The organism is Haloferax sp. SDI50, assembly GCF_059802635.1.
The window spans coordinates 2,501,971-2,523,966 of the sequence record NZ_JBPULL010000001.1; the positions used below are offsets into that span (position 1 = coordinate 2,501,971).

Annotated in this window: 24 protein-coding genes and 1 pseudogene; 14 read left to right on the forward strand and 11 right to left on the reverse strand. The window is 68.6% G+C overall.

What is annotated here, in order from left to right:
- The first annotated feature begins 27 nt into the window (after positions 1-27).
- The 5 genes and pseudogenes from btuC to ACSR87_RS13205 all read left to right on the forward strand — a co-directional run bounded on the left by btuC (position 28) and on the right by ACSR87_RS13205 (position 4,628).
- Entirely contained in the window at positions 28-1,122 is a 1,095-nt protein-coding gene (btuC, locus tag ACSR87_RS13185; RefSeq protein ID WP_498530782.1) for a vitamin B12 ABC transporter permease BtuC, read from the forward strand.
- Positions 1,119-1,961, forward strand: a pseudogene (locus tag ACSR87_RS13190) (heme ABC transporter ATP-binding protein); the annotation flags it as partial. The gene btuC and the pseudogene ACSR87_RS13190, both read left to right, overlap by 4 nt.
- Before the next feature lie 6 nt (positions 1,962-1,967).
- Complete coding sequence (locus ACSR87_RS13195) at positions 1,968-2,588, forward strand: hypothetical protein (protein WP_498531068.1); 621 nt, start codon at positions 1,968-1,970, stop codon at positions 2,586-2,588.
- An 84-nt stretch (positions 2,589-2,672) separates the two neighbouring features.
- Entirely contained in the window at positions 2,673-3,842 is a 1,170-nt protein-coding gene (cetZ3, locus tag ACSR87_RS13200; protein WP_498530783.1) for a tubulin-like protein CetZ3, read from the forward strand.
- An 87-nt stretch (positions 3,843-3,929) separates the two neighbouring features.
- Entirely contained in the window at positions 3,930-4,628 is a 699-nt protein-coding gene (locus ACSR87_RS13205; protein WP_498530784.1) for an RNA ligase partner protein, read from the forward strand.
- Between the two features lie 26 nt (positions 4,629-4,654).
- Here the strand turns inward: ACSR87_RS13205 and ACSR87_RS13210 are convergent, their stop codons facing one another.
- Together ACSR87_RS13210 and ACSR87_RS13215 are read right to left on the reverse strand one after the other, a co-directional pair.
- On the reverse strand, positions 4,655-4,855 hold the full coding sequence (locus tag ACSR87_RS13210; protein WP_498530785.1) for a DUF7511 domain-containing protein: 201 nt from the start codon (positions 4,853-4,855) through the stop codon (positions 4,655-4,657).
- Complete coding sequence (locus ACSR87_RS13215) at positions 4,855-5,202, reverse strand: winged helix-turn-helix domain-containing protein (protein WP_004063905.1); 348 nt, start codon at positions 5,200-5,202, stop codon at positions 4,855-4,857. The genes ACSR87_RS13210 and ACSR87_RS13215 overlap by 1 nt, the downstream gene beginning before the upstream one ends.
- Before the next feature lie 186 nt (positions 5,203-5,388).
- On the opposite strand from ACSR87_RS13215, the gene ACSR87_RS13220 reads away from it, so the two are divergent.
- Both ACSR87_RS13220 and ACSR87_RS13225 read left to right on the forward strand, forming a co-directional pair.
- A complete protein-coding gene (locus ACSR87_RS13220; protein WP_498530786.1) occupies positions 5,389-6,030 on the forward strand; it encodes a helix-turn-helix domain-containing protein in 642 nt (213 codons plus the stop codon).
- Between the two features lie 94 nt (positions 6,031-6,124).
- Entirely contained in the window at positions 6,125-6,259 is a 135-nt protein-coding gene (locus ACSR87_RS13225; protein ID WP_004043819.1) for a DUF7560 family zinc ribbon protein, read from the forward strand.
- Between the two features lie 89 nt (positions 6,260-6,348).
- On the opposite strand, the gene ACSR87_RS13230 is transcribed toward ACSR87_RS13225, so the two are convergent.
- A complete protein-coding gene (locus ACSR87_RS13230) occupies positions 6,349-6,870 on the reverse strand; it encodes a halocyanin domain-containing protein (RefSeq protein ID WP_498530787.1) in 522 nt (173 codons plus the stop codon).
- A 73-nt stretch (positions 6,871-6,943) separates the two neighbouring features.
- Here ACSR87_RS13230 and ACSR87_RS13235 point away from each other — a divergent pair, with 73 nt between their 5' ends.
- From ACSR87_RS13235 to ACSR87_RS13245, 3 genes are all read left to right on the forward strand, one after another.
- On the forward strand, positions 6,944-7,288 hold the full coding sequence (locus ACSR87_RS13235) for an Htur_1727 family rSAM-partnered candidate RiPP (RefSeq protein ID WP_498530788.1): 345 nt from the start codon (positions 6,944-6,946) through the stop codon (positions 7,286-7,288).
- The gene (locus tag ACSR87_RS13240; RefSeq protein ID WP_498530789.1) at positions 7,285-8,493 is read left to right on the forward strand and encodes a TIGR04347 family pseudo-SAM/SPASM protein; all 1,209 of its coding nucleotides are present in this window, start codon (positions 7,285-7,287) and stop codon (positions 8,491-8,493) included. The genes ACSR87_RS13235 and ACSR87_RS13240 overlap by 4 nt, the downstream gene beginning before the upstream one ends.
- Before the next feature lie 100 nt (positions 8,494-8,593).
- Entirely contained in the window at positions 8,594-8,779 is a 186-nt protein-coding gene (locus ACSR87_RS13245; protein WP_004043815.1) for a hypothetical protein, read from the forward strand.
- A 66-nt stretch (positions 8,780-8,845) separates the two neighbouring features.
- Here ACSR87_RS13245 and ACSR87_RS13250 read toward each other — a convergent pair whose 3' ends face one another.
- Positions 8,846-9,895: an NAD(P)/FAD-dependent oxidoreductase gene (locus ACSR87_RS13250; RefSeq protein ID WP_498530790.1), complete on the reverse strand. Its 1,050-nt coding sequence runs from the start codon at positions 9,893-9,895 to the stop codon at positions 8,846-8,848.
- 141 nt (positions 9,896-10,036) lie between these two features.
- Here ACSR87_RS13250 and ACSR87_RS13255 point away from each other — a divergent pair, with 141 nt between their 5' ends.
- Positions 10,037-10,321, forward strand: coding sequence for a DUF357 domain-containing protein (locus ACSR87_RS13255; RefSeq protein ID WP_008573715.1), 285 nt, complete (start codon positions 10,037-10,039; stop codon positions 10,319-10,321).
- A gap of 18 nt (positions 10,322-10,339) precedes the next feature.
- Here the strand turns inward: ACSR87_RS13255 and cysS are convergent, their stop codons facing one another.
- The 3 genes from cysS to ACSR87_RS13270 form a co-directional block, all read right to left on the reverse strand.
- On the reverse strand, positions 10,340-11,824 hold the full coding sequence (gene cysS / locus ACSR87_RS13260; RefSeq protein ID WP_498530791.1) for a cysteine--tRNA ligase: 1,485 nt from the start codon (positions 11,822-11,824) through the stop codon (positions 10,340-10,342).
- A gap of 117 nt (positions 11,825-11,941) precedes the next feature.
- Positions 11,942-13,720 carry a globin-coupled sensor protein gene (locus ACSR87_RS13265; protein WP_498530792.1) on the reverse strand — a complete coding sequence of 593 codons (1,779 nt, stop codon included), beginning with the start codon at positions 13,718-13,720 and terminating at the stop codon, positions 11,942-11,944.
- Positions 13,721-13,786: 66 nt separating this feature from the next.
- Positions 13,787-14,281 carry a DUF7523 family protein gene (locus ACSR87_RS13270; RefSeq protein WP_498530793.1) on the reverse strand — a complete coding sequence of 165 codons (495 nt, stop codon included), beginning with the start codon at positions 14,279-14,281 and terminating at the stop codon, positions 13,787-13,789.
- Between the two features lie 189 nt (positions 14,282-14,470).
- On the opposite strand from ACSR87_RS13270, the gene ACSR87_RS13275 reads away from it, so the two are divergent.
- Positions 14,471-15,349, forward strand: coding sequence for a CbiX/SirB N-terminal domain-containing protein (locus ACSR87_RS13275; RefSeq protein ID WP_004063886.1), 879 nt, complete (start codon positions 14,471-14,473; stop codon positions 15,347-15,349).
- Positions 15,349-16,515: a DR2241 family protein gene (locus ACSR87_RS13280; protein ID WP_498530794.1), complete on the forward strand. Its 1,167-nt coding sequence runs from the start codon at positions 15,349-15,351 to the stop codon at positions 16,513-16,515. The genes ACSR87_RS13275 and ACSR87_RS13280 overlap by 1 nt, the downstream gene beginning before the upstream one ends.
- A 40-nt stretch (positions 16,516-16,555) precedes the next feature.
- Here ACSR87_RS13280 and ACSR87_RS13285 read toward each other — a convergent pair whose 3' ends face one another.
- The 3 genes from ACSR87_RS13285 to ACSR87_RS13295 all read right to left on the reverse strand — a co-directional run bounded on the left by ACSR87_RS13285 (position 16,556) and on the right by ACSR87_RS13295 (position 18,818).
- Complete coding sequence (locus ACSR87_RS13285; protein ID WP_004063868.1) at positions 16,556-17,137, reverse strand: DUF7524 family protein; 582 nt, start codon at positions 17,135-17,137, stop codon at positions 16,556-16,558.
- A gap of 55 nt (positions 17,138-17,192) precedes the next feature.
- A complete protein-coding gene (locus tag ACSR87_RS13290) occupies positions 17,193-17,378 on the reverse strand; it encodes a methytransferase partner Trm112 (RefSeq protein WP_013035425.1) in 186 nt (61 codons plus the stop codon).
- Between the two features lie 108 nt (positions 17,379-17,486).
- A complete protein-coding gene (locus ACSR87_RS13295; RefSeq protein ID WP_498530795.1) occupies positions 17,487-18,818 on the reverse strand; it encodes an adenylosuccinate synthase in 1,332 nt (443 codons plus the stop codon).
- Positions 18,819-19,050: 232 nt separating this feature from the next.
- Here ACSR87_RS13295 and ACSR87_RS13300 point away from each other — a divergent pair, with 232 nt between their 5' ends.
- Positions 19,051-19,356 (forward strand): hypothetical protein, encoded by a 306-nt coding sequence (locus tag ACSR87_RS13300; protein WP_004043804.1) that lies wholly within the window; start codon positions 19,051-19,053, stop codon positions 19,354-19,356.
- Positions 19,357-19,682: 326 nt separating this feature from the next.
- Here the strand turns inward: ACSR87_RS13300 and ACSR87_RS13305 are convergent, their stop codons facing one another.
- Positions 19,683-21,968, reverse strand: coding sequence for a DUF7527 domain-containing protein (locus ACSR87_RS13305; protein WP_498530796.1), 2,286 nt, complete (start codon positions 21,966-21,968; stop codon positions 19,683-19,685).
- Positions 21,969-21,996 lie beyond the last annotated feature (28 nt).

Consider the following 21,996-nt stretch of genomic DNA (forward strand, 5'->3'; position numbering starts at 1 on the left):
TACCTACTGAAAGCGCGGTTGTGCCCAATGAGCGTTCGAACGCGGGCGACCTCGTGGTCGCTCGGCCTCGCCGGGCTCCTGTTTTTCGTCGTCGTCGTGAGCGCCGGCATCGGGGCCGTGACCATCCCGCCTCGGACCGTCGCCGCCATCCTCGCGGACGCGGTTTCCGTCCCCGTCGGCGTCTCGCTCGGCGGCGCGACGGCCTTCCCCGTCGTCGGGTCGGTTCCGACGCCGACGCTGGAGTTCGTCTCGCCGTTCGAGTTTGCCGTTCCCCGCCCCGCTCGCATCATCGTGCTCTCAGTCCGCCTGCCTCGTATCTTCCTCGCGGCGCTCGTCGGCTTCGCGCTCGCGGCGGCGGGAACCGTGATGCAGGGCTTTTTCCGCAATCCGATGGCCGACCCCTCAATCGTCGGCGTCTCCTCCGGGGCCGCCGTCGGCGCGGTGGCGACTATCGTGCTGTCGCTTTCGATTCCGTTCGGGCTGGAGGGCGCGGCCTTCGTCAGCGCCGTCGTCACCGCTTTCGTCGTCTACCTGCTCGCCAGCGAGGACGGCCGAACCCCGGTTGCGACCCTGCTTCTCGCGGGCGTCGCCATCCAGACGTTTCTCGGCGCGGTCATCTCGTTTCTCCTCCTCCAGAGCGGCGAGAGCCTCCGACAGGTCGTCTTCTGGCTCATGGGCCACCTCGCGGGCGCGACGTGGAGCGAGGTCTGGATGCTCTCCCTCGTCCTGCCGCTTCCGTTTTTCCTCCTCGTCGTCCACGCCCGCGACCTGAACGTCCTGCTGCTCGGGGAGGAGGACGCCCACGCCCTCGGCATCGAAGTCGAGCGGACGAAACAGCTGCTTCTCGCCACCGCGAGCGTCGTCACCGCCGCGGCCGTCTCGGTCTCCGGCGTCATCGGCTTCGTCGGCCTCGTCGTCCCCCACATGCTCCGGCTCCTCGTCGGTCCCGACCACCGGGTGTTGCTCCCGGCGTCGGCGCTGGCCGGCGCGTCGTTCCTCGTCGCCACCGACACCGTCGCCCGCTCGGGCGGCGCGGAGATTCCGGTCGGCGTCGTCACCGCCGCCGTGGGCGCGCCCTTCTTCCTCTACCTGCTCCGCACGCGGGAGGTGCACTCACCGTGAGCGACCCCAACCGCGTCGGCGACGCGGACTCCGCTGACTCCGACTTCGCCGGTCCCGACTCCGACGGCTCCGACCCCTTCAGCGACACCGAGCCGGCGATTCGACTCGACGGCGTGTCGCTTTCCCTCGGAAACACCCGGATTCTCGACTCCGTCTCAGTCGACGTGGGCGAAGGAACCTTCGTCGGACTCATCGGCCCCAACGGCGCGGGGAAGACGACCCTGCTCCGGACGCTCAACGGCGCGCTCGCGCCCGACGAGGGGTCGGTTCGCGTCGTCGGGGAAGATGTCCACGCCCTGTCGTCGAAGGCGGCGAGCAGGCTCGTGGCGACGGTCCCGCAGACCACGAGCGTCACCTTCGACTTCCCCGTCCGCGAGGTCGTCAGAATGGGCCGCACGCCCCACCGCGGGCGCTTCGAGGGCTGGCGCGAGCGCGACGACGCCGCCGTCGAGTCCGCCATGCGCCGGACCGCCGTCGAGTCGCTCGCCGACCGCCCCGTCACGGAAGTCAGCGGCGGCGAGCGCCAGCGCGTCCTCATCGCCCGCGCGCTGGCGCAGGAGACGCCCCTCTTGCTCCTCGACGAACCGACCGCCAGCCTCGACATCAACCACCAGGTCCGCACGCTCGAACTCGTCTCCGACCTCGTCGCGGACGGCACGACCGCGGTCGCGGCCATCCACGACCTCAACCTCGCGGCCCACTACTGCGACGCGCTGGTGCTCCTGTCGGGCGGGCGCATCCTTGCGGCGGGCGACCCCGAGACGGTGCTCACCGAGGGGAACTTACGCGAGGCGTTCGACGCTGAGGCGGTCGTCTCGCGGCACCCCGTCACCGGTTCCGTCTACGTGACCGCCCTCCCGCCGTCGTCGGACGACGCCAACGGCCGGGTCCACGTCGTCGGCGGGGGCGGCACCGGCGCGCGGGCGCTCCACCTGCTGTCGGCGGCCGGCTACGCCCTCTCCGCCGGCGCGCTCAACGAGGGCGATACCGACGCCGAGGCGGCCCGCCGGGTCGGCGCGGACCTCGTGACCGTGCCGCCGTACTCGCCGGTCGACGACGCGGCGCGGGCCGCGGTCGAATCCCGAGTCGCCGCCGCCGACGTGACCGTCGTCGCCGACGTGGAGGTCGGAGACGGCAATCTCGCCAACCTCGAAGCGGCGGCCGAGGCCGACCGGCTCGTCCTCGTCGAACAGCGACCGTTCTCGGAGCGGAACTACGCCGGCGACGACGGCTTCGCGGTCTACGAGCGCCTGCGGGAGCGCGGCCGCGTCGTCGAACCGGGCGACCTCCTGTCGGCCGTCGGCGACCTCGCCTGCGACGCGTTCGCAGCGCGCGACGACGGCGCGACCGGCGACGCCGACCGCGAGACGGGAGCGACCGCCGACGAGTCCGGCGCGACCGACGCCGAATCGACCGACGCCGACGCTGTCAGCGACGACAGAGTGTCGGACTTATTTTCCAGTTAAACTGTCGTTGCGCGGCCCTACGCACAGCATATTCAATATCTGAGCGCACGTCTAGTCGGTCGGATTTCTGAGAGGAAGACGGACATGAAACTCGCACTCATCGGTATCGGACAGGCAGGCGGCAAAGTCGTCGACGCCCTCGTCGACTACGAGCGACGGGCGAAGACGGGGTTCGTCGTCGACGCAATCGCGGTCAACTCGGCCCGCGCGGACCTTCGGGGACTCCGAACCGTCCCCGAGTCGCGGCAGGTGCTCGTCGGCCTGACGCGCGTGAAGGGCCACGGCGTCGGCGCGGACAACGAACTCGGCGCGGAGGTCATCGCGGAAGACGTCGGAGAGGTGCTCTCGATGATTGACGACCTCCCGGTCCACGAGATTGACGCCTTTCTCGTCGTCGCCGGACTCGGCGGCGGCACCGGCTCGGGCGGCGCGCCCGTCATCGCGCGGGAACTGAAGCACATCTACACCGAACCCGTCTACGGGCTCGGCATCCTCCCCGCGCGGGACGAAGGCGGCATCTACACGCTCAACGCCGCGCGCTCCTTCCAGACGTTCGTCCGCGAGGTCGACAACCTCATCGTGTTCGACAACGACGCCTGGCGGAAGACCGGCGAGTCGCTCGAAGCCGGCTACGGCAGTCTCAACGCCGAACTCGCCCGTCGGCTCGGCGTGCTGTTCAGCGCCGGCGAGGGCGACGGCTCCGGCGCGGTGGCGGAGTCCGTCGTGGACGCCTCCGAGATAATCAACACGCTCGGCGGCGGCGGCGTCTCGACAATCGGTTACGCCGCCGTCGAACTCGACCGCCCGAAGCGGGGCCTCCTGTCTCGGCTCTCCGGCGGGAAGGCCGAGGCCGACGACGGCGGCGATTCGACGAACCGAATCACCAGCCTCGTGCGCCGCGCCGCGCTCGGGCGGCTCACGCTGCCCTGCGAGATTTCCGGCGCGGAGCGCGGCCTCGTCGTCGTCGCCGGCCCGTCGGACGTGCTGTCGCGCCGCGGCATCGAGCGCGCGCGGACGTGGCTCGAAGACGAGACCGGGACGATGGAGATTCGCGGCGGCGACTATCCCATCGACTCGAACTTCGTCGCCGCGGTCGTGCTCCTGTCGGGCGTCTACGACGTGCCACGGGTCAAGGAGTTACAGGCGGTCGCCATCGAGACCCAACGCGATATGCTCGCCAAACGCGAGTCCAGCGCGGCGTCGCTCGACGACCTCATCTCGACCGGCGACGACCGCATCGAACCGCTGTTCTGAGCCGTCTTCGTCCGGTTTCTCTCACCGGTACCGCTCACCCTCGACCGCGGGGAAGGGTCATAGTGCCGCGGTACCAACTACCGAACGATGGCCGAGTACCCGCTGAAACAACGCTTCGTGCTCGACACCTCGCTGTTTCTCTCCGAGGAGATTCGAGACGACGACGAGACGTTCGAGGAGGGCATCGAACGGCTCCTCGACACCATCGCCGCCGCGCGACTGGACCTGAACATCTCGTGTTACATGCCGCCGTCTATCGCCGCGGAGTTGGAACACATCCTCCGCGAGCGCGGCGTCTCGGAGGACGTGCTCGGCAAACTCGATACGTGGGTCATCAAGAAACACCCCGACCGATACGAGGTGTACATCCCCGCCGAGGTGGTCTACCGCTTTATCGATGAGATGTCCGACCGGGTCAACCGCGGCCTCCGCGTCTCCGAGAAGGCCGTCCGTAAGGCCGAGGAGTCGAAACAGCGCTCCAACGGGGGGTCGAAGCTCTCCGACGTTGACAAGGTCATCTCCGACCTCCGCGAGGACTACCGCGGCGCGCTCAGACAGGGCGTGCTCGACTCTCGGGAGGACTTCGACCTCCTCATCCTCGCGCGCGAACTGAACGCCGGCGTCGTCACCGAAGACACCGGCATCATCAGTTGGGCCGCCGACTTCGGCCTGCGGAACCTCCGCGGGCGGGCGTTTCCGACCCTCTTAGAAGAGTATCTCATGGCGCTCGACAGCCCGCGCCCGTGGACCAGGGGCGACGACGGCGTCGACCCCGACCGACTGTAACCCTCCGGTCTCTCTCACCCCGACGCCTACTCCATCGCATCGAGGTCGACGAAGCTCCCCTCGAACGCCGAAATCCACCGCGTCAGTTGGGCCTCGGGCGTCGCATCGGACGGGTAAATCGTGCACTCCTCGCGCCCGTCGGGATGGGTGGTCAGCCGAGACGCGAGCCGCGGGCGAGTGTGGTCTTCGTTCCCCGAATCCGGCGGATGTACCGGCCCCGAGCCCATCAGCGGTCCCCGCCGAGGGCGACTTCGAGTCCCCGGTCGTCGTTCAGCGAGACCGTGACCGACTCGACGTTCGACCGGTACTGGTGGGTGTGCGTCCCGTTCGCCCGCAGTTGGAGCGTCTCGTCGAGCAACGCCGCCTCCGAGAGCTGTTCGACCTTCCGGTAGGTCGTCGACAGCGGCACGTCGCACGCCTCCGAGAGGTCCTGTGCGGTCATCGGCTCGGTCGCGCCTTGCAGGGTCGTGAGAATCTGCCGGCACGCGCGGTCCGAGAGCGCTTCCAGCACCTGTTCCGCCTCCAACTCGGCGGGCTTCGGTCCGGTCGGCGTGCGTCTGAGGCCGGTCTGCATGCTCACTCGTACGTTCGGCCGCGTCGTCCGTCGAAGAGCACCCCGAATATGCGGGGCGCTTTATACCTCCCCACCGACCGGCCGCAGCCCACCTGTCGACGGTGGCGGCGGTGACACGAACCACGATATAAAGGCCCGGTGTATCGGGGGTGTTTATATCAGGGGCTGGGGCGACTTCGTACTCTTATGACGAGCGCAGCGGGCATCAGAGCGGAGTTGAAGGTGACGGGGCCGGACGGCTGTCCCGTCGCGACAGTCTCCGAGGGCGACACCTCGGGCTACGCGCTCTCGCGGAGCATGGCTCCCAACGAGCGCGGGTCGGTCGTCGAGGAGTTCGTCTTCGACGACGACGACGAGGTTCCCGAGGAGATGGAACGGCTGTTCGAGTACGGCGACGGGAGCGTCTACCGGTTCGACCGCGAGGGGGGCATCGGCTGTCCCTGCGAGCGCGTCGAGGCGTTCGACTGCCCGGTCGTGGACGTACAGACGCGCGATGGCGCGCTGTTTCTGACGTTCCACGCGCCAGACGTGGAGACGCTCCGCGACGTGGTCGCCGCCCTCCGAGAGTCGTCGGGGGCGGTGGACGTGCGCCGGCTGCTCCAGTCGTCGACCGACGAGTCGCGGGACCTCGTGTTGGTCGAGCGGGGCCAGCTCACCGACCGCCAGCGCGAGGTGCTGGAGATGTCCCACGAGATGGGCTACTTCGACCACCCGCGGCGCGCGAACAAAGGCGAGGTCGCGGCCGAACTCGGCATCACGACCTCGACGTTCTCCGAGCACCTCGCCATGGCGCAGAAGAAGCTCATGGGTGCCATTCTCCAGGAGTGACGAGATGAGACGTGTCGCCGGGGTATCAGTCCCCCGCGAATGCAGGGTGCGCCACCTCGGGGCCCCGCGGCGTACCGCTAGCCGGTGAGCAACGATGCGCGAGTTCGACGTGACCTGTCCCGAGTGCGGCGAGCGCTACCGGGTCAACGAGCCGATGATGCGGACGCTCCGGGAGACCGGCTGCGTCCTCTGTACCGCGCCGCTGAACGACGCCGCGAAGTCCGCGTGACGACGCCACCGGACGACCTGCCCGCGGACTGAGGGGGTCACTCGTCCGGAACGAGCCGAGGATAGTGCCGACGCTGCGACCGCTTACGCTTACTCGACGACGACGACGCCGACCATGCCGAGCGTCTCGTGGGGGACGCAGACGTACTTGTACTCGCCGGACTCCTCGAACGTGTACTCGAAGGTGTGGCCCTCGGAGACGGTGAGTTCCGACTCGAACAGGCCGTCTTCGCGGTTGACGACGTTGTGCGTCCCGCCGTTTCCGGTCCACTCCCAGACGACCGTCGTTCCCGGCGAGACCTGCACCGCGGCGGGGGCGAACGCGTAGCCGCCGCCGTTGCCTGCCGCGCCGACCGCGACCGTCACGCTGTCCTGTCCCGTCAGGTCGTGGACGCCGTCGTAGTTTTGCGTCCGGTCGAACCAGCCGCCGAAGTCCCGCATCTCGTGGTCGGCCGCGTCGTCCCCGCCGGACGTGTCGCCGCCGGCTCCGTCCCCGTTGCCCGCGCCGCCGGAGCCGTCGCCGGACGAACTCGAACAGCCCGCAAGCAGCGCGATACCAGTCGAAGCCGCCGTTGCGTGGAGAAACGACCGCCGGGAGAACCGTTGCGTCATTAGCTGGCTCTAGTGAGCGGCCGAACAAGTCGAAAGCTTCGATTCCCACGCGCTGAAAACGGGCGAAACGAGCGTGACCGTCCCGCCCGAAGGCGACGGCATGGACGACGACGACCCGAGGCGACGACCGCGAATCGACGGCAGCCGCCAGTGGGAAGTGTTCTACCGCGACGTGCCGACCGAGCCGATGCGCCACGTCGGGGGCGTGAGCGCGCCCTCCGAGGACCTCGCGACCGAGCAGGCGCGGACGCTGTTCGGCGGCGGCGACGCGGACCTCTGGCTCGCGCCGGCCGACGAGTTCCTCCGACTCGGGGGGAACGACCTCGCTGCGAAAGGCGAGGAGTCGAACGGCGGGGCGGGAACCGGCGACGATGCGGGGGACGCCCGCGGTGCCGAAAACGGGGTGTCCGCCGAGTGATTTCCATCAGCAAGCTCCTCTGCGGGCAGGGAGCCGAGGGCGACGGTCTCCGCTACGACGACCCCGACGCCGACATCGAGCAGATACGCGAGGAGAAACAGCAGCGTCCGGTCGTGGTCTGGAACACGACGCGGCGCTGTAACCTCTACTGCGAACACTGCTACGCCGGGGCCGACCTCGACCCCGCGCAGGGCGAACTCTCGACCGCCGAGGCGAAGGGCCTCATCGACGACCTCGCGGCCTACGACGTGCCCGTGCTTCTGTTCTCGGGCGGCGAACCGCTCGTCCGCGAGGACCTCGTCGAACTCGTGGACTACGCCACCGACGCCGGCATCCGGGCGGTGCTTTCGACCAACGGGACGCTCATCACCGAGGAGAAAGCCCGGGCGCTCCGCGACGCCGGCCTCTCCTACGCCGGCGTCTCCGTCGACGGGTTAGAGGAGCGAAACGACCGCTTCCGCGGGAAAGACGGCGCGTTCGACGCCGCCGTCCGCGGCATCGAAAACTGCCTCTCGGTGGGGCTCAAGACCGGCCTCCGGTACACCATCACCGAGCACAACGCCGCCGACATGGAGGACGTGGTGGACCTGCTGTACGACGTGGGCGTCGACCGCTTCTGTTTCTACCACCTCGACTACGGCGGCCGCGGCGGCGACATCGCCGACGCCGACCTCGACGACGAGGCCCAGCGCCGCGCCGTCCGCCGGCTGTTCGACATGACCCGCGAGTACCACGCCGAGGGCGAGGAGATAGAGACGCTCCTGGTCGGCAACTACGCCGACTCCGCCTACGTGGTCGAGTACGCCCGCGACGAACTCGGACGCGACCACGCCGAGCGGATTCACCGGTATCTCCGCGTCAACGGCGGCGACCCGACCGGCGAGCGCGTCGCCGACGTGGACTACCGCGGCGACGTGCACCTCACGCAGTTCTGGCAGGGATACAGCCTCGGCAACGTCCGGGACCGCCCGTTCGGTGACATCTGGGACGACGAGTCGAACCCGCTTCTCGCCAAACTCCGCGAGCGGGAAGAACACCTCACCGGCAAGTGCGCGACCTGCCAGTATCAGGACGTGTGTCGCGGCTCCTCTCGGCTTCGGTCGCTCGCTGCGACCGGCGAACTGTTCGGGCCCGACCCGCAGTGTTACCTGACGCCCGACGAGCGCGGCGCGGGTGCCGACGCGAGTCCGGGCGCGGCCGACTGACGACTGCGGGCGGGCCGCGTCCGTCGGACCACAACCGCGTCCCGTTTCACCCGCTGGGAACGCTCCGTACGCTTATTTTTCGTCGACTCCAACCGCGGCTATGGAAACCAAACGGGGAGTTCCGAACATCCTCGGGAACGGGCTCGTCGGCGTCGGTCTCGTCATCTTCGCCGTCGCGGTCGCGGACGCGGTCGGCGTCGTGGACGCGCGCTTTTCGCCCGGCGTCTACCTGATTTTCGTGGCGATTAGCTTCGTTCTCGCGTGGCTGTTGCGGTCGCTGACGTAGGGAGCACCGAACGAAAATCGAGAGAAACCCGAAAAACGAACGCCGAGCGCGAGCGCGCGAGACCGCCTATTCGGCCGCGCCCGCGGCCGCCCGCTTCTCCTCGCGTTCGAGCTCTTCGAGGTAGTCGTCGGCGTCGAGGGCGGCCTTCACGCCCATGCCGCCGGCCGTCGCGGCCTGCTGGTAGTGGTAGTCGACCACGTCGCCTGCGGCGAAGATGCCGGGTACGTCGGTCGCCGTCTGGCCGCCGCCGGAGCCGCCCTTGGCGACGATGTAGCCGTCGTTGTCGCGCTGGACGCCCGTGCCGTCGAGGTAGTCGGCGTTCGGCGTGTGGCCGATGGCGTAGAACACCGCGCCCACGTCGAAGTCGAACTCCTCGGTCTCGGGGTCGTCGAGCTTGTCGCTCGGGTGACCCCCGGGGTTGCGGACGAGCGTCACGTGGTCGACGCCCTCCTCGGGCGAGCCGTGCAGCTCCGTCGCCTCGGTGTTGAGCATGAGTTCGATTTCGCCCTCGTCGACCTTCTCCATCAGGCGGTCGACCCAGTAGTCCTCGGCGCGGAACTCCTCGCGGCGGTGGACGAGGTAGACCGTCGAGGCGAACTTGGTGAGGAAGTTGGCCTCCTCGACGGCGGCGTCGCCCCCGCCGATGACCATGATTTTCTCGTCGCGGAAGAACGCGCCGTCGCAGGTCGCACACGTCGAGAGGCCGTAGCCCATCAGGTTCTCCTCGCCGGGGATGCCGAGGGTGCGGGCCGACGCGCCCGACGCCGCGATGAGGGCGTCGGCGGTGTAGACGTCGCCGTTCTTGAGCGTGACCGTGAAGGGTCGCTCGGAGGCGTCCACGTCCTCGATGATGCCGTGGCGAATCTCCGTGCCGAAGCGCTCGGCCTGCTCTTTCATGTTGTTGATGAGCTCCGGGCCGGAGATGCCCTCGGGGAAGCCGGGGTAGTTGTCGACCTCGGTCGTGAGCGTGAGCTGTCCGCCCGGCTCGTCACCCTCCAGCACCAGCGGCTCGTTGTTGGAGCGGGCCGCGTAGATGGCCGACGAGAGGCCGGAGATACCCGAGCCGGCGATGATGAGTTTCCTGTGTTCCACGAACGAATCGGCGTCCTCTGTCATAGCCGATAGTTCGCTACACCGGCGTCTTAAGGTTTCGCTGTATTGCGAGGCGCGCTACACCACCGACACGACAACGCATGCCACAGTTCTCGCGGCGCGCGGAGCGAAAGACCGGTATCCGTCGCGGACGCACGACTCCGCATGGCCGCCGACTTACAGGAGAAGACGAACCGCTACGAGGGAATGCTCGCCGACGCGCTCGACGAGGCGGTGCAGGCCGTCCCCGACGAGACGCACCTCGGCGACGCCGCCGCCGACTGTCTGGAGATGGCCGAGTCCTACCTCGACGACGGCCGGCACTTCAAAGCCGACGACGACTGGGTGAACGCGCTGGCGTCCTTTTCGTACGGCTACGGCTGGCTGGATGCGGGCGTCAGAATGGGGCTGTTCGACGTTCCCGACGACTCGCACCTGTTTACGATGTGAGCCGGGGAACCGGGAGGATTACTCGAACCGGAACGTCGCGCCGTCGGGGCCGTCTTCGACCTCGACGCCGAGCGCCGTCAGGTCGTCGCGCAGGTCGTCGGCGCGCTCGTAGTTGCCCGCCTCGCGCTCGGCCTCGCGGACGTCCAAGACGAGCTGGACGAGGTCCTCCGCGACCGACACGTCGCCGCCCTCGCCCGCGTCACCGAACGAGAGGCCGAACACCTCGCCGCCGAGGTCCTCGAACGCCTCGACGGCCCGGCGGAGCGCGCGGTAGTCGTACTCGTCGGCGTCGGCGACGTGGCGGTTGACCGCGCCGGCGAGGCCGAGCAGTTCAGCCATCGCCTCGCGGACGTTGAAGTCGTCGTTCATCGCCTCGCGGAAGTTCTCGCGGGTTTCGGTCACGGTGTCGCGGAGGTCGGTCGCCTCGACTTTCGTCCGGGCGTCGGGGCTGTCGACCGCGTCGACGGCGGCCTCGTAGGCGCGTTCGAGGCGCTCCCAGCGTTCTTCGGCCTCGGCGATGGTCTCCTCGGAGTACGTCTGTTCGGAGCCGTAGGCCGTCGAGAGGTAGAACGTCCGAATCACGTCCGCGCCGAACTCGTCGAGGGCGTCGCCGACGGTGAAGAAGTTGCCGAGGCTCGAACTCATCTTGTCGCCCTCCGTCTGGAGCAGGCCGACGTGGAGCCAGTAGCGGGCGAACTGCTGACCGGTCGCCGCCTCAGACTGGGCGATTTCGTTTTCGTGGTGCGGGAACACGAGGTCGCGGCCGCCGACGTGGATGTCGAGGGTGTCTCCGAGGTGCGTCATCGACATCGCGGAGCACTCGATGTGCCAGCCGGGGCGGCCCTCGCCCCACGGCGACTCCCACGTCTGACCGCACGGCTCGTGGAGCGGGTCGAGGTCGGGGTCGCGGTGTTCGGCGGCCGTCTTGGGGTCGACCGCGCCGGCCTTCCAGAGCGCGAAGTCGGTCGGGTTGCGCTTCTCGGAGCGCTCGTCTTTCGTCGCCCGCGACTCCAGTTCCTCGAGCTTCTGGTTCGAGAGCTTCCCGTAGTCGTCGAACGTGGACACGTCGAAGTACACCGAACCGTTGGACTCGTAGGCGTGGCCGCGGTCGACGAGCGTCTGCACGAGGTCGATAATCTCGGGGATGTGCTCGGAGACGCGCGGGTAGACCTCGGCACGCTTCAGGTTCAGCCCGCGCATGTCGCGAATTACGTCGCCGACGAAGTGCTCGGCGACGCCCGCCTCGTCGCCGCCGAGGTCGTCCTCGCCGATGCGGGCGGCTATCTTCTCGTTCACGTCGGTGAAGTTCTCGACGTGGCGCACGTCGTAACCTTCGTAGTCCAGCCAGCGGTGCATCAGGTCGGCGTGCATCCACAGGCGGGCGTGGCCGAGGTGCGCGTGGTCCGAGACCGTCAGTCCGCAGACGTAGAGCAACACTTCGTCGCCGTGCGACTCGAACTCCTCGCGCTCTCCCGTCAGGGTGTTGGTCACGGACAGGGTCATCACACTCGGCTACTTCCGGGACCGCTTTCAACCCGTCGGAAGCGCGGCCGGTTCGGGGTCGGTGTGCCGCCGTCCTCACGGGCCGGCCGCCGCGCCGTCGTCACCTCATCGCAGCAGTTACTTCGTCCACTCCGGGCGGTCGGCCTCGCCGCGGCGAATCTTCGCCAGCGTCTCCTCCGAGAGCAGTCGCTTGACGAACGCCGGAATCCGGTCGGTTGGGTCGGCGGTTGCATCGTCGCCGGTCGGGGTGGACTCCGCGCCGCCGACTCGGTCGCCCGTCGGACTTGCAGGTTCCGTCTCTCCTCCGACCGCGCGGTCGGCGTTCGCCGCCGACGCGAGCGCGTAGTGACCGCCTCTGGTGGCGACGCCGCCGTCGGTCGTCGTCTCCGCGCGCCGGCGGAACGATTCGAGGTCGGCCTCGCGGTCCAGGTCCTCGACGGCCGTGTCGAGGTCGGCGGCCTGTTCGGCCTGCTCGGAGACGCTCTCGGAGATGCGGTCTATCTCCTCGGTCACCTCGTCGACCTGCGTCGCCGCGTCGTCGACGAAGGTGGCGATGTCGGAGGTGAGCGTCGCCTGCTCGTCGGTCGCCCGCGCCACCTCGTCGATGCCGTCGGTCACGTCGGCGACCGAGTCGGTTATCTCGTCGAGGCTCTCGACGGTCGATTCGACCCGCTCGATGCCGTGGTCGATGTTCTCGTCGGCCGACGACAGCGCCTCGGCGGTGTCCTCGATGTGGTCGGTCACGTCCTCTATCATCTGGCCGATGCGCTCGGCCTGCGACTTCGACTCGTTGGCGAGCGATTTCACCTCGTCCGCGACGACGGCGAAGCCGGAGCCGGCCTCGCCGGCGCGAGCGGCCTCGATGGAGGCGTTGAGCGCGAGCAGGTTCGTCCGGTCGGCCACCTCGTCGATGACCTCGACGATGTCCTGAATCTCGTCGATGGCGGCCACGAGCGCCTCGACGTTGACGGTTATCTCGTCGCGGTCGTCACCGACCTGCCGCATCGCGTCGATCGCCTCGCCGGCCTCGGCGCGGCCCTCCTCGGCCCGCGTGGTGGCCTCGTCGCTTCGGGAAGACACGTCGTCGGCGGTGGCCGCGACCTCCTCGACGGTTGCGCTGAGGTTCGATAGCTCGGCGGCGATTTCCTCGGTCATGTCGGCCTGTCGGGCCGCCAGTCCCTCGATTTCCGCGATGCTCTCGCTCGTGTCGGCGGTCTCCTCGTGAAGCTGGGACGCGACCGACTCCAGGTCCCCGCGGCTCTCTCTGGCCCGGCGGACCTCCTCGCGAACGTCCAGCGAGTACGAGTAGAGGTAGGTTGCGTTGACGACCTGCCGGTCGAGGTTGAGCCCGCGGACGACGGCCATCATGTCCGCGAACGCCTCGTCGATGGTGTGTTCGACGCGGTCGGCGTCGTCGCCCGACAGCGACTCGGTGGCGTCGGCGACGGCGCGCCCGCGGAGTTCGTCCGCGAAGATGCCGGTGACGTTGGCGAACATCCCGCCGAAGTAGTGCAGCGGCATGTCGAGTTTGTCGTGGAGCAGGCCGATTCGGGTGCGCGCCGCGTAGTGGTTCCGGTCGTAGTTCCCGTCGGTGAACGAGCGGTAGTAGCCCGAGACGACGGCCCGCAGGCCGTCGAGGTCGGTCTTCGAACGGTCGATGACGTCCGTCGTCCGCTCGTTCGCGAGAATCGGCTCGACGAAGCCGTCGACGAGCGCCTCGTCGCGGGCCTCGACGACATCTCGGAGGTCTGCGAGACGCGCGGCGTCCTCGTCGTCGAAGCCGACGAACGACTGCCGCCAGCCCAACTCGTCGCCGTCGAGGTCGAGTTCGGCGAGGAGTTCCGTGGATGAAAGCGAGATGTTGCCGGCGTCGTCGCGAGGGCTGGGCGAAACCATTGAGGAACTCACCGACTCCGAGGTAATAAGCGCCGGCCGCCGGCTATCACGGTTGATAGCCGAGACTCAGACGTATAAATCGCTGACGGCCGCTTCGACGACGCGGAGGGCGGCGGCCCCCTGTCGGCGCGGTACGACCACGGCGAGCGCGTCGCCCGCGACGCCCGCGGCGTCGACGACGACGGACTCGGCGTCGAGTCGGGAGAGGACGGCGGCGAGGACGGTCGAGTCGACCTCGCCCTCAGCGATGATAGCCGTGAGCGGGCCGCCGCTTACGAGGTCGACGCCGGCGACCGAGAGCACGGGGTCGTCGTCGGTCTCCTCGACGTCCTCGCCGACGAGGCCGACGCCGCTCCGCATCGTCACGGACGCGTCTCGGGGGTCGGCTTCCAGCGACGGGAGGTCGTCAGCGAACCGGCGGAGCGCGGCCGCGACCGCCTCGTCGTCGCCGAGGTCGAGTTCGGCCGCGGCGGCGGCGTAGTTGACGACGCCCGCGCGGAGCGCGGTGAGGAGGTACGGTCGTTCGCGGACTGCGTCGCGCGCGTCGGCGGCGAGGGACATGCCTCAGCCGTGGTCGGGCGCGCGCAAAAAAGCGCCGCTCGCCGGGCGCTGTCGCGGCCGTCTCGGAGGCGACTCCCCGCCCCACCGCGTCGCGCCGCCTGAACGAGTAGTGAACGCGAGTTGGCCGAACCCGAAGATTCCTTTCTCCGATGCGAAGTTCATAAGACACTCCCCTCGTAACCCCCGGACATGCAAGCTCTGGTCATCGTGGCGCACGGGTCGCACCTGAACCCGGATTCGAGCGCCCCCACCTACGACCACGCGGACACGGTCCGCGAGGTGGGCGCGTTCGACGAGGTACGGACCGGCTTCTGGAAGGAAGAGCCGTCTATCCGCGAGGTGCTCCGGACCGTCGAGGCCGACGAGGTGTACGTCGTCCCGCTTTTCATCAGCGAGGGCTACTTCACGGAGCAGGTCATCCCGCGGGAACTCCGCCTCGACGGGTGGGACGTGGCCGACTGGGACTCCGACGGCCTGTCGGCGTCGCACGTCACCCTCACCGCGAACGACGTGCCCGAGAAGACGATTCACTACTGCGGGCCGGTCGGGACGCACGCGGCGATGACCGACGTGTTGGTCCGCCGGGCCGAGACGGTCACCGGCGACCCGAACGTCGGTGAGGGCTTCGGCCTCGCCGTCGTCGGCCACGGGACCGAGCGCAACGAGAACTCCGCGAAGGCAATCGAGTACCACGCCGACCGCATCCGCGAGATGGGCCGCTTCGACGAGGTCCAGGCGCTCTACATGGACGAGGAACCCGAGGTCGACGACGTGACCGACTACTTCGACTCCGAGGACGTGGTCGTCGTCCCGCTGTTTATCGCCGACGGCTTCCACACCCAAGAGGACATCCCGGAGGACATGGGCCTGACCGACGACTACCGAACGGGCTACGACGTGCCCGCCGAGGTCGAGGGCCACCGAATCTGGTACGCCGGCGCGGTCGGCACCGAGGGGCTCATGGCCGACGTGGTACTCGAACGCGCGGCCGACGCGGGTGCCGACATCGGTAACAGCCTCGAAGTCGTGCGCGAACGCACCCGGAAGACGCCGCAGGAGGCGAACTGATGGAGCACCACCGCGACGCCCTCGTCGACGCCGCGACGACCGGCGGCGGCGTCTCGCTCGACGGCCTCACCGTCGCCCCCGACGGCGACGGCGGGTTCCGCCTCGAAACGCCCGACGCGACGCTCTCGGGGCTCACCGAAGACGGACTCCGCGAGGCTCTCGACGACTGCGACGACTACGCGACGAACTGGTACTTCTGGTCCGAGGTCGTCGGCGCGTCCAGCCCGCAACGACGGGCGTTCCTCCGCTGGGTCGAGGGTGCGCCGGTCGATACGGGCGGCGACGGCGACGGAAACGGAAGCGACAGCGCCAGCGACGCCGACGCTGACGTCGCTTCGGTCCCCGAACGGTACGACGATCTCCGGGACGGCGTCAGCCGCGAGTGGGGCCAACTGCTCGTCACGGTCACGGTCGACGACCACGGCGAGCGGTCCTACGAACTCCGCCACGCCGACGAGGCCGCCGCCGACCGCGACGACCTCGACGCCTACCACGAACCGCTCGCGGCCCGCCAGTTGGCGACCTACGACGAGAAGGGGCGGTACCGCCCGCTGAAGTCCGGCAGCAACCTCGCCGGCGGCTGGCTGTTCCCCGCCCTCGACGGCCGCGACCTCGTGGAGACCGTCGAGACGTTCTACCCCGCGTCGGTTCCCAACTGGTACCGCGAGCGCCGGGGCGAACTCGACGTGACCCACTGGGAGGACGCCATCGGCCGTCAGACCGGGATGTACAGCGTCGTGAAGACGTGGAACCGCGGCGACGGTCACGAACACGTCGACTGGGTCGCGGAGGCCTGCTGTGCCGACAGCCAGTGCGTCAAGCGCCGCGAGTGGCAGTACGACGACGACACCGACCTCGACGTGGACGGCGGCGACGGCGCGTTCCCGTGCCGCGAGCCGTGTTCCGTCGTCATCGCGGCGTCCCGAAAGTGGACGCGGCTGGAGGGCGAGGAGACCCGGACCTACGAGTTCGAACTCACGCCCTCGGAGAAACAACAGGTCGAGGACATCATCGACGCCGTCGCGGACGGCCGCATCGACGACATCCGCGAGGCCGACGTGTACGAGGGTGCGAACCGCTACCGGGCGCGGTTCCTGCGCGCGAAGCTGTTCGACGACGAGGGCAACCTCGGCGGCGTCCCGACCGACGCGCCCGACGACGAGTAGGCCGCGCCGCGGGCGCTCCGCGTTTCGTTTTTCGATGCCGTCACCGCATCGTCAGCACCAGCGCCGCGAGAACGCCGCCGACGACGACGCCGGCCCCGAGGGTGATGGCGAAGCTCTCGAACAGCGAGGCGAGCGCCACCGCAAGAACGAGCGCGACGAGCGCGAGGCCGAAAAGCGGGGCGGCCCGCGGGTCGACGCTCGGGAACACGTCGGCGATGCTCTCGGTCACGCTCGGCTCGGGTTCGGGCTGTTTCGGCTTCGATAGCGTCTCGTCCACGTCGACCGGCGGTTTGCCGCCGGAGCCGGGTTCGACGGTCACGTCGACGTATCTCGTCTCCGAGCCGTGGCCCGAGACGATTTTGAGCTTCCCCGACACCGGCTCGGACGGCTGGGTGACGAACACCTCGACGGTCTTGGTCTGGTCGCCGTCGACGAAGTGGTTTCCTTCGGACAGGCTCGCCGCGCGCGAGAGTTCGTCGTCGATGTGCAGGTGGACGTGCACCGCCTGCCCCTCGTTCGCGAGTTCGACCGAGAACGGCCCGTTCGTCGAGAACGACGGCGCTACCGAGAGATCGTGCGGGCGCTCGTCGTTCAGCGTGACGGTGAGCGGCGCGTTCGACACGGCTTCACCGTCGAGACGAGAATAGAAAAACGTTCAGGTCCGATGAGGTGTCTCCTCAGTCGTCGCGCATGTCCGGCGGCAGGAGGTTCGGGATGCCGTCCTCGATGGGGTACACCTCGCCGGTGACCGTACCGATGAGCCGCCCCTCGATGATTTCGTCGCCGTCGCGCTCGTCGACTTCCAACTCGAGTTCGCTCTTGTCGAGGGGGTCACAGAGGATGTCCATCAGGGATTCTTTCATCGTCGTGACGGTGGATTGCGCGAAGTAAAAGCGTACGGGTTCGCCGCCGTCACGGCGGTGGTCGGCGGGCGGAAGCGCGCCGTCACCGGGTGGACGACTGCGCGGCGCTCAGTCGTCGAACGGGTTTTCGAGGTGGACCGTCTGCTCGCGACCGGGGCCGACGCCGACGGCGTAAATCGACACGTCGAGTTCGTCCGAGAGGTATTCGAGGTAGTCCTGTGCGGCGTCGGGGATGGCGTCGTAGCCCTCCTCGGCGACGGCCGCCCAGTCGACTTCCGGCCACGTGTCGAACTCCTTGAGGACGGGTTCGCACTCGCCCCAGCGCTCGGTCGTCGCGGGCATCGTCAGGCGTTCGTCGCCCTCCAGTTCGTAGGCGTGGCCGACCTTGACCTCGTCGAGGCCGGCGAGCACGTCGAGGTGGTTGACGGCGATGCCGGTGAAGCCGCTGACGCGGGCGGCGTGGCGGAGCATCGGCATGTCGAGCCAGCCGATACGGCGCGGGCGGCCGGTGACGGTGCCGAACTCGCCGCCCTTCTCGCGGATGAAGTCCGCGAGCTCCTCGTCGCGGTCGTTGCCGTTCAGTTCGGTCGGCATCGGGCCCTCGCCGACGCGGGAGAGGTAGGATTTGACGATGCCGACGACCTCGCCCTGTCCGACGACGGTCGGACCGACGCCGGTGCCGGTGGCCGCGCCGCCCGCGGTCGGGTTCGAGGAGGTCACGTACGGGTAGCTCCCGTGGTCGATGTCGATGAGCGTGCCCTGCGCGCCCTCGAACATCACGTTGTCGCCGGCCTCGCGGCGCTCGGCGAGGAAGTCGCCGCAGTTGACGGCCATGTCGTCCTCGCGGAGGCGGCGGCCGATTTCGGTGTACTCCTCGACGAGCGCTTCCACGTCGCACTCCTCGCCGGCTTCGAGGCCGTACACGTCCTCGATGAGCGCCTGCTTCTGGGGCACGACGTACTCCAGTCGCTGGCGGAGCACGTCGGGGTCGAGCAGGTCGCCGACGCGGATGCCGCGGCGGCCCGCCTTGTCCTCGTAGGTGGGACCGATGCCGCGGCCGGTCGTGCCGACGGTGAGGTCCGAGTCGGCCTTCGCCTCCTCTTCGATGTTGTCGAGGCGGCGGTGGTACGGCATGATGACGTGCGCGCGCTTGGCGAGGCGCACGTCGGGGTCGAGGCCGCGCTCGCGGAGGTCGTCGATTTCGGAGAACAGCGTCCGCGGGTTGATGACGCAGCCGTTTCCGAGCACGCCGATTTTGTCGCGGACGGCCCCGCTCGGGACGAGCGAAAGCTTGTACTCCTCGCCGTCTTCGACGACGGTGTGGCCGGCGTTGTCGCCGCCCTGATAGCGGACGACGATATCAGCGTCGCCGCCCCACAGGTCGACGAGCGCGCCTTTGCCCTCGTCGCCGAGTTGCGAACCGACGATGGTAACAGTCATACGTCGGCCGTTCCCCGCGCCGGACTAAACAGATTACGGTCGCGGCCGACTAGCAATGCACGTTCGTGTCTAATTCCCGAACCGTTTCCGAGGAATACGCCATGAACACGCATTGGCGTGGCGACGGATAACACAACGGTTAATTAGTGTCCTCGTTAAGGTCGCGTTATCTCATTTTTCGCCGGCTCGGAGGGCAAGGCTTAAAGCCTCCCAAGAAGAGTTAACAAATGGCATGATAGACCGACTTGAGAAGGAAGTCGATATGTTGGAGCGCCATCTCCAGGTCCTGAAGATGGTCATCGAAAGTGAGCCGATCGGCATCGTGAAGATGTCCAACGAGACGGGCTACCCGCACCACAAGGTTCGCTACTCCCTCCGCGTTCTCGAAGAAGAGAACCTCATCGAGCCCTCCAGCCAGGGCGCAATCACCACCGAGCGCACCCAGGAGTTCGTCGACGAACTCGACGACAAGCTCGACGAAATCGTCGGCAAGCTCGAATCGATGAAAATCGAGGAAGCGGCCGAAATCGAGAACTAACCACACTTCAGGCGCACGCGGTCGTTCTATCCTGTTTCGTCCGACGAGTCTCTCCGGGCACGACATCGGACCGACCGCGTTAGCGACGCTTCGACGCGGTCGGAACCGAACGGTACCGACCCGACACCACGGACACTCGCCGCGGACGCTCTCCGAGCCCCGCGGTCGTTTCACTATCGCTTAGTACCGCCGACAGCCGCGGCGACCGCGGGCACAAACTAACACAGCGACAGCGACCGCGGGCACAAACTAACACAGCGACAGCGACCGCGGGCACAAACTAACACAGCGACAGCGACCGCGGCGACGGTCGAATCTGGGCCGACTCAGAGGTCGGGCACGTTCAGGTGGAACTCGCCACCCCGCGCTTCGACCAGACAGAGGTGGTAGCCCTGTTTCCGCGAGAGCTTCACGAAGCTCTTGCGTTTCGACCGGCTCAGGAGACCCCCGCCGGTCTCCTCGGTGGCGGCCTCCAGCGCCCCCGGCTCGAAGAAGCTCTTCGTGACCACGAACGCCGAGCCGAGCGTCTCTTTCGCGTTGGCGACGCTCTTCGAGTCCTTGATGAGTTGGGTGACCATCGGCCGGGTCGCCGGGTCCCGCGAGTCGTTCAGGTTCGCCACGAACAGCGGCTCACCCATCTGATCGCGGACGATGATGTCGAACTGCCGGGACTCGGCTTCGCCGTCGCCGAGCGGTATCGAGACGCTCCCGTACAGTTCGATTCGGTCGGCCTTCGGAATCGAGTCGAAGACGCCCGCGAGGCTCGACCGGTTGCCCGTCTCGCCGATTTCGTAGAGCAGGTCGGTGACGACCCACTTGGCGAAGCCGTACTCGGGCGTCTCGTGGAGGAACTCCTCGTAGGGCTGGCCGTCGATGCCGAGCCCCTCCGTGTCGAACGTGGTGTGGTGTTCGAGCCGGAGGTTCTCGACGACCTCCTCGCGGGAGGCCTGCCCGTCGTGGGCTTTCTCCAGCGTCGCCTCGCCCTTGCGGGCGTAGCGAACGAACAGGTTCGTCCCGCGGAGCGCCTCGTCGGCCGACATCGAGCGGTCGGTCGACCGAATCCCCGCCTCGTCGAGCTGTCCCCGAAGCCGTTCGACCTCGGATTCGAGTTCCGCGACGCGGTCTGCCAGCTCCTCGGCGCGAGAGCGGTGTTCGTCGCGCTCCTCGCGGAGTGAGTCGCGCTCGGATTCGAGCCGGTCGCGCTCCGACTCCAGCGCCTCGACCTGCTCTTTCAGCGACTCGGCTTCCGCCGGGTCGGCGGCGGGCTCGTCCGGCGTCCCGTCGGCCGGCTGGGCCTGCCGCTGGTTCGGCCGCTGGCTCTGGTCTTGCGGCGACGCCCGCGATTCGCCCTGTGACTGCCGGCGATGCGTCGCCTGCGTCGTGTTCCGCTGGTGGCTTCGAGGCGTCCCGGGGCGGCCGTCGACGGACTCTCCCTCGGCGTCGCGGGGGTCGAGCGACGGAATCGACCGGGCGTTTCGCCACTGCGCCTCGGCGGAGAACACGTCGTCGCCGGTCGCGCCGCCCTCCGGATTCGGGTCCGGGTCCGGGTCCGGGTCCGGAGACGCCGCCTCGCCGTTCTTCTGTGGGGCGTCGGTGACGACCGGTCCCTCGCCTGTCGGCGGCCGCGACTCCTCCGGCACGGGCCGGCTCGTGGGCGACGCGGCCGCCTCGGTTGACTCCGGAGACCGCGACCCGCCCGGAGTCACAGACGGTCCGGACCCCGTCTCGGTCCACTCGTCGTCGGGGCTCGTCGACGCTGCCGGCTCGGCGTCGTCCGCGGTCGCGTCAGCCGCGGCCGCCGCGGGGTCCGGTTCTTCGTCGGCCGGAGCGTCGGCCATCGCCGGCTCGCTGTCGACGGGTTCGCCGTCGTCGCTGTCTCCATCGTCATCGCCGTCACCGTCGGCGGGCTCGGGTGCGGTCTCGTCGGCAGCGGTTGCCGCCCCCGACTCGTCAGGAACCACCGGTTCGGGCTCCGGCTCCTCGGACGGGTCTGTCGCGTCGGTCTCGTCGTCCGCCGGAGCGACGCCGCCCGCGGCGGCTCCCGTCGCATCGTCGGCTCCCTCGTCGGAGTCGGCCTCGGGAATGTCGACGAGGTCGATATCCACGTCGTAAACCTTGTAGATGCCAACCTCGTCGCTCGCGCGCTCGAACGCCTCGTCGCCGGTGATGAGCCGCTTGCTGTTGCCGACGAAGGCGGCGCTCATCGACTTCCCCCCGTGGTAGACGACGAAGTAGTCGCCCGAGAGCACGTTCTCGGACAGTTCGACGTAGCCGGTGAAGCCGCCCGACGAGAGCGTTCCGTTTGCGTCTTGCAGCGGCGTCTCCTCCGTGTAGTACTGCGCGCGGACGTCGCCGCCGGTCTCCTGCATCGCGTACAGAAGCGGCAGCGCTGGGTCCGGTGCGCGGTGCGCCTCGAACGATTCACCCTCGAAATCTGCAACCGCCCCGTCGAAAACGCCGAGGAGACGGCCGTTGAGCATGAATCCCCACGTCATGCCAGCGACGACGGCTCCTGTGAAGCCGTCGTCCGCGAGCGACCGGAGGCCACCGTAGCCTCGTTCGGCGGGCGCGGAGTCCCACCCGGTCACCGCGTCAATAATCTCGCTATCCATTTGGGGTTACATCACCGGAACCGAATCA

Excerpts from the sequence above, each read along its gene's own strand:
- ACSR87_RS13265 (WP_498530792.1), bottom strand. The coding sequence starts at position 13,720 with ATGGTTTCGCCCAGCCCTCGCGACGACGCCGGCAACATCTCGCTTTCA.
- ACSR87_RS13245 (WP_004043815.1), top strand. The coding sequence starts at position 8,594 with ATGGAAACCAAACGGGGAGTTCCGAACATCCTCGGGAACGGGCTCGTC.
- ACSR87_RS13275 (WP_004063886.1), top strand. The coding sequence starts at position 14,471 with ATGCAAGCTCTGGTCATCGTGGCGCACGGGTCGCACCTGAACCCGGAT.
- ACSR87_RS13220 (WP_498530786.1), top strand. The coding sequence starts at position 5,389 with ATGACGAGCGCAGCGGGCATCAGAGCGGAGTTGAAGGTGACGGGGCCG.
- cysS (WP_498530791.1), bottom strand. The coding sequence starts at position 11,824 with ATGACCCTGTCCGTGACCAACACCCTGACGGGAGAGCGCGAGGAGTTC.
- ACSR87_RS13225 (WP_004043819.1), top strand. The coding sequence starts at position 6,125 with ATGCGCGAGTTCGACGTGACCTGTCCCGAGTGCGGCGAGCGCTACCGG.
- ACSR87_RS13205 (WP_498530784.1), top strand. The coding sequence starts at position 3,930 with ATGGCCGAGTACCCGCTGAAACAACGCTTCGTGCTCGACACCTCGCTG.
- ACSR87_RS13295 (WP_498530795.1), bottom strand. The coding sequence starts at position 18,818 with ATGACTGTTACCATCGTCGGTTCGCAACTCGGCGACGAGGGCAAAGGC.
- ACSR87_RS13255 (WP_008573715.1), top strand. The coding sequence starts at position 10,037 with ATGGCCGCCGACTTACAGGAGAAGACGAACCGCTACGAGGGAATGCTC.
- ACSR87_RS13230 (WP_498530787.1), bottom strand. The coding sequence starts at position 6,870 with ATGACGCAACGGTTCTCCCGGCGGTCGTTTCTCCACGCAACGGCGGCT.
- ACSR87_RS13305 (WP_498530796.1), bottom strand. The coding sequence starts at position 21,968 with ATGGATAGCGAGATTATTGACGCGGTGACCGGGTGGGACTCCGCGCCC.
- ACSR87_RS13280 (WP_498530794.1), top strand. The coding sequence starts at position 15,349 with ATGGAGCACCACCGCGACGCCCTCGTCGACGCCGCGACGACCGGCGGC.
- ACSR87_RS13300 (WP_004043804.1), top strand. The coding sequence starts at position 19,051 with ATGATAGACCGACTTGAGAAGGAAGTCGATATGTTGGAGCGCCATCTC.
- ACSR87_RS13215 (WP_004063905.1), bottom strand. The coding sequence starts at position 5,202 with ATGCAGACCGGCCTCAGACGCACGCCGACCGGACCGAAGCCCGCCGAG.
- cetZ3 (WP_498530783.1), top strand. The coding sequence starts at position 2,673 with ATGAAACTCGCACTCATCGGTATCGGACAGGCAGGCGGCAAAGTCGTC.
- ACSR87_RS13250 (WP_498530790.1), bottom strand. The coding sequence starts at position 9,895 with ATGACAGAGGACGCCGATTCGTTCGTGGAACACAGGAAACTCATCATC.
- ACSR87_RS13210 (WP_498530785.1), bottom strand. The coding sequence starts at position 4,855 with ATGGGCTCGGGGCCGGTACATCCGCCGGATTCGGGGAACGAAGACCAC.
- ACSR87_RS13290 (WP_013035425.1), bottom strand. The coding sequence starts at position 17,378 with ATGAAAGAATCCCTGATGGACATCCTCTGTGACCCCCTCGACAAGAGC.
- btuC (WP_498530782.1), top strand. The coding sequence starts at position 28 with ATGAGCGTTCGAACGCGGGCGACCTCGTGGTCGCTCGGCCTCGCCGGG.
- ACSR87_RS13270 (WP_498530793.1), bottom strand. The coding sequence starts at position 14,281 with ATGTCCCTCGCCGCCGACGCGCGCGACGCAGTCCGCGAACGACCGTAC.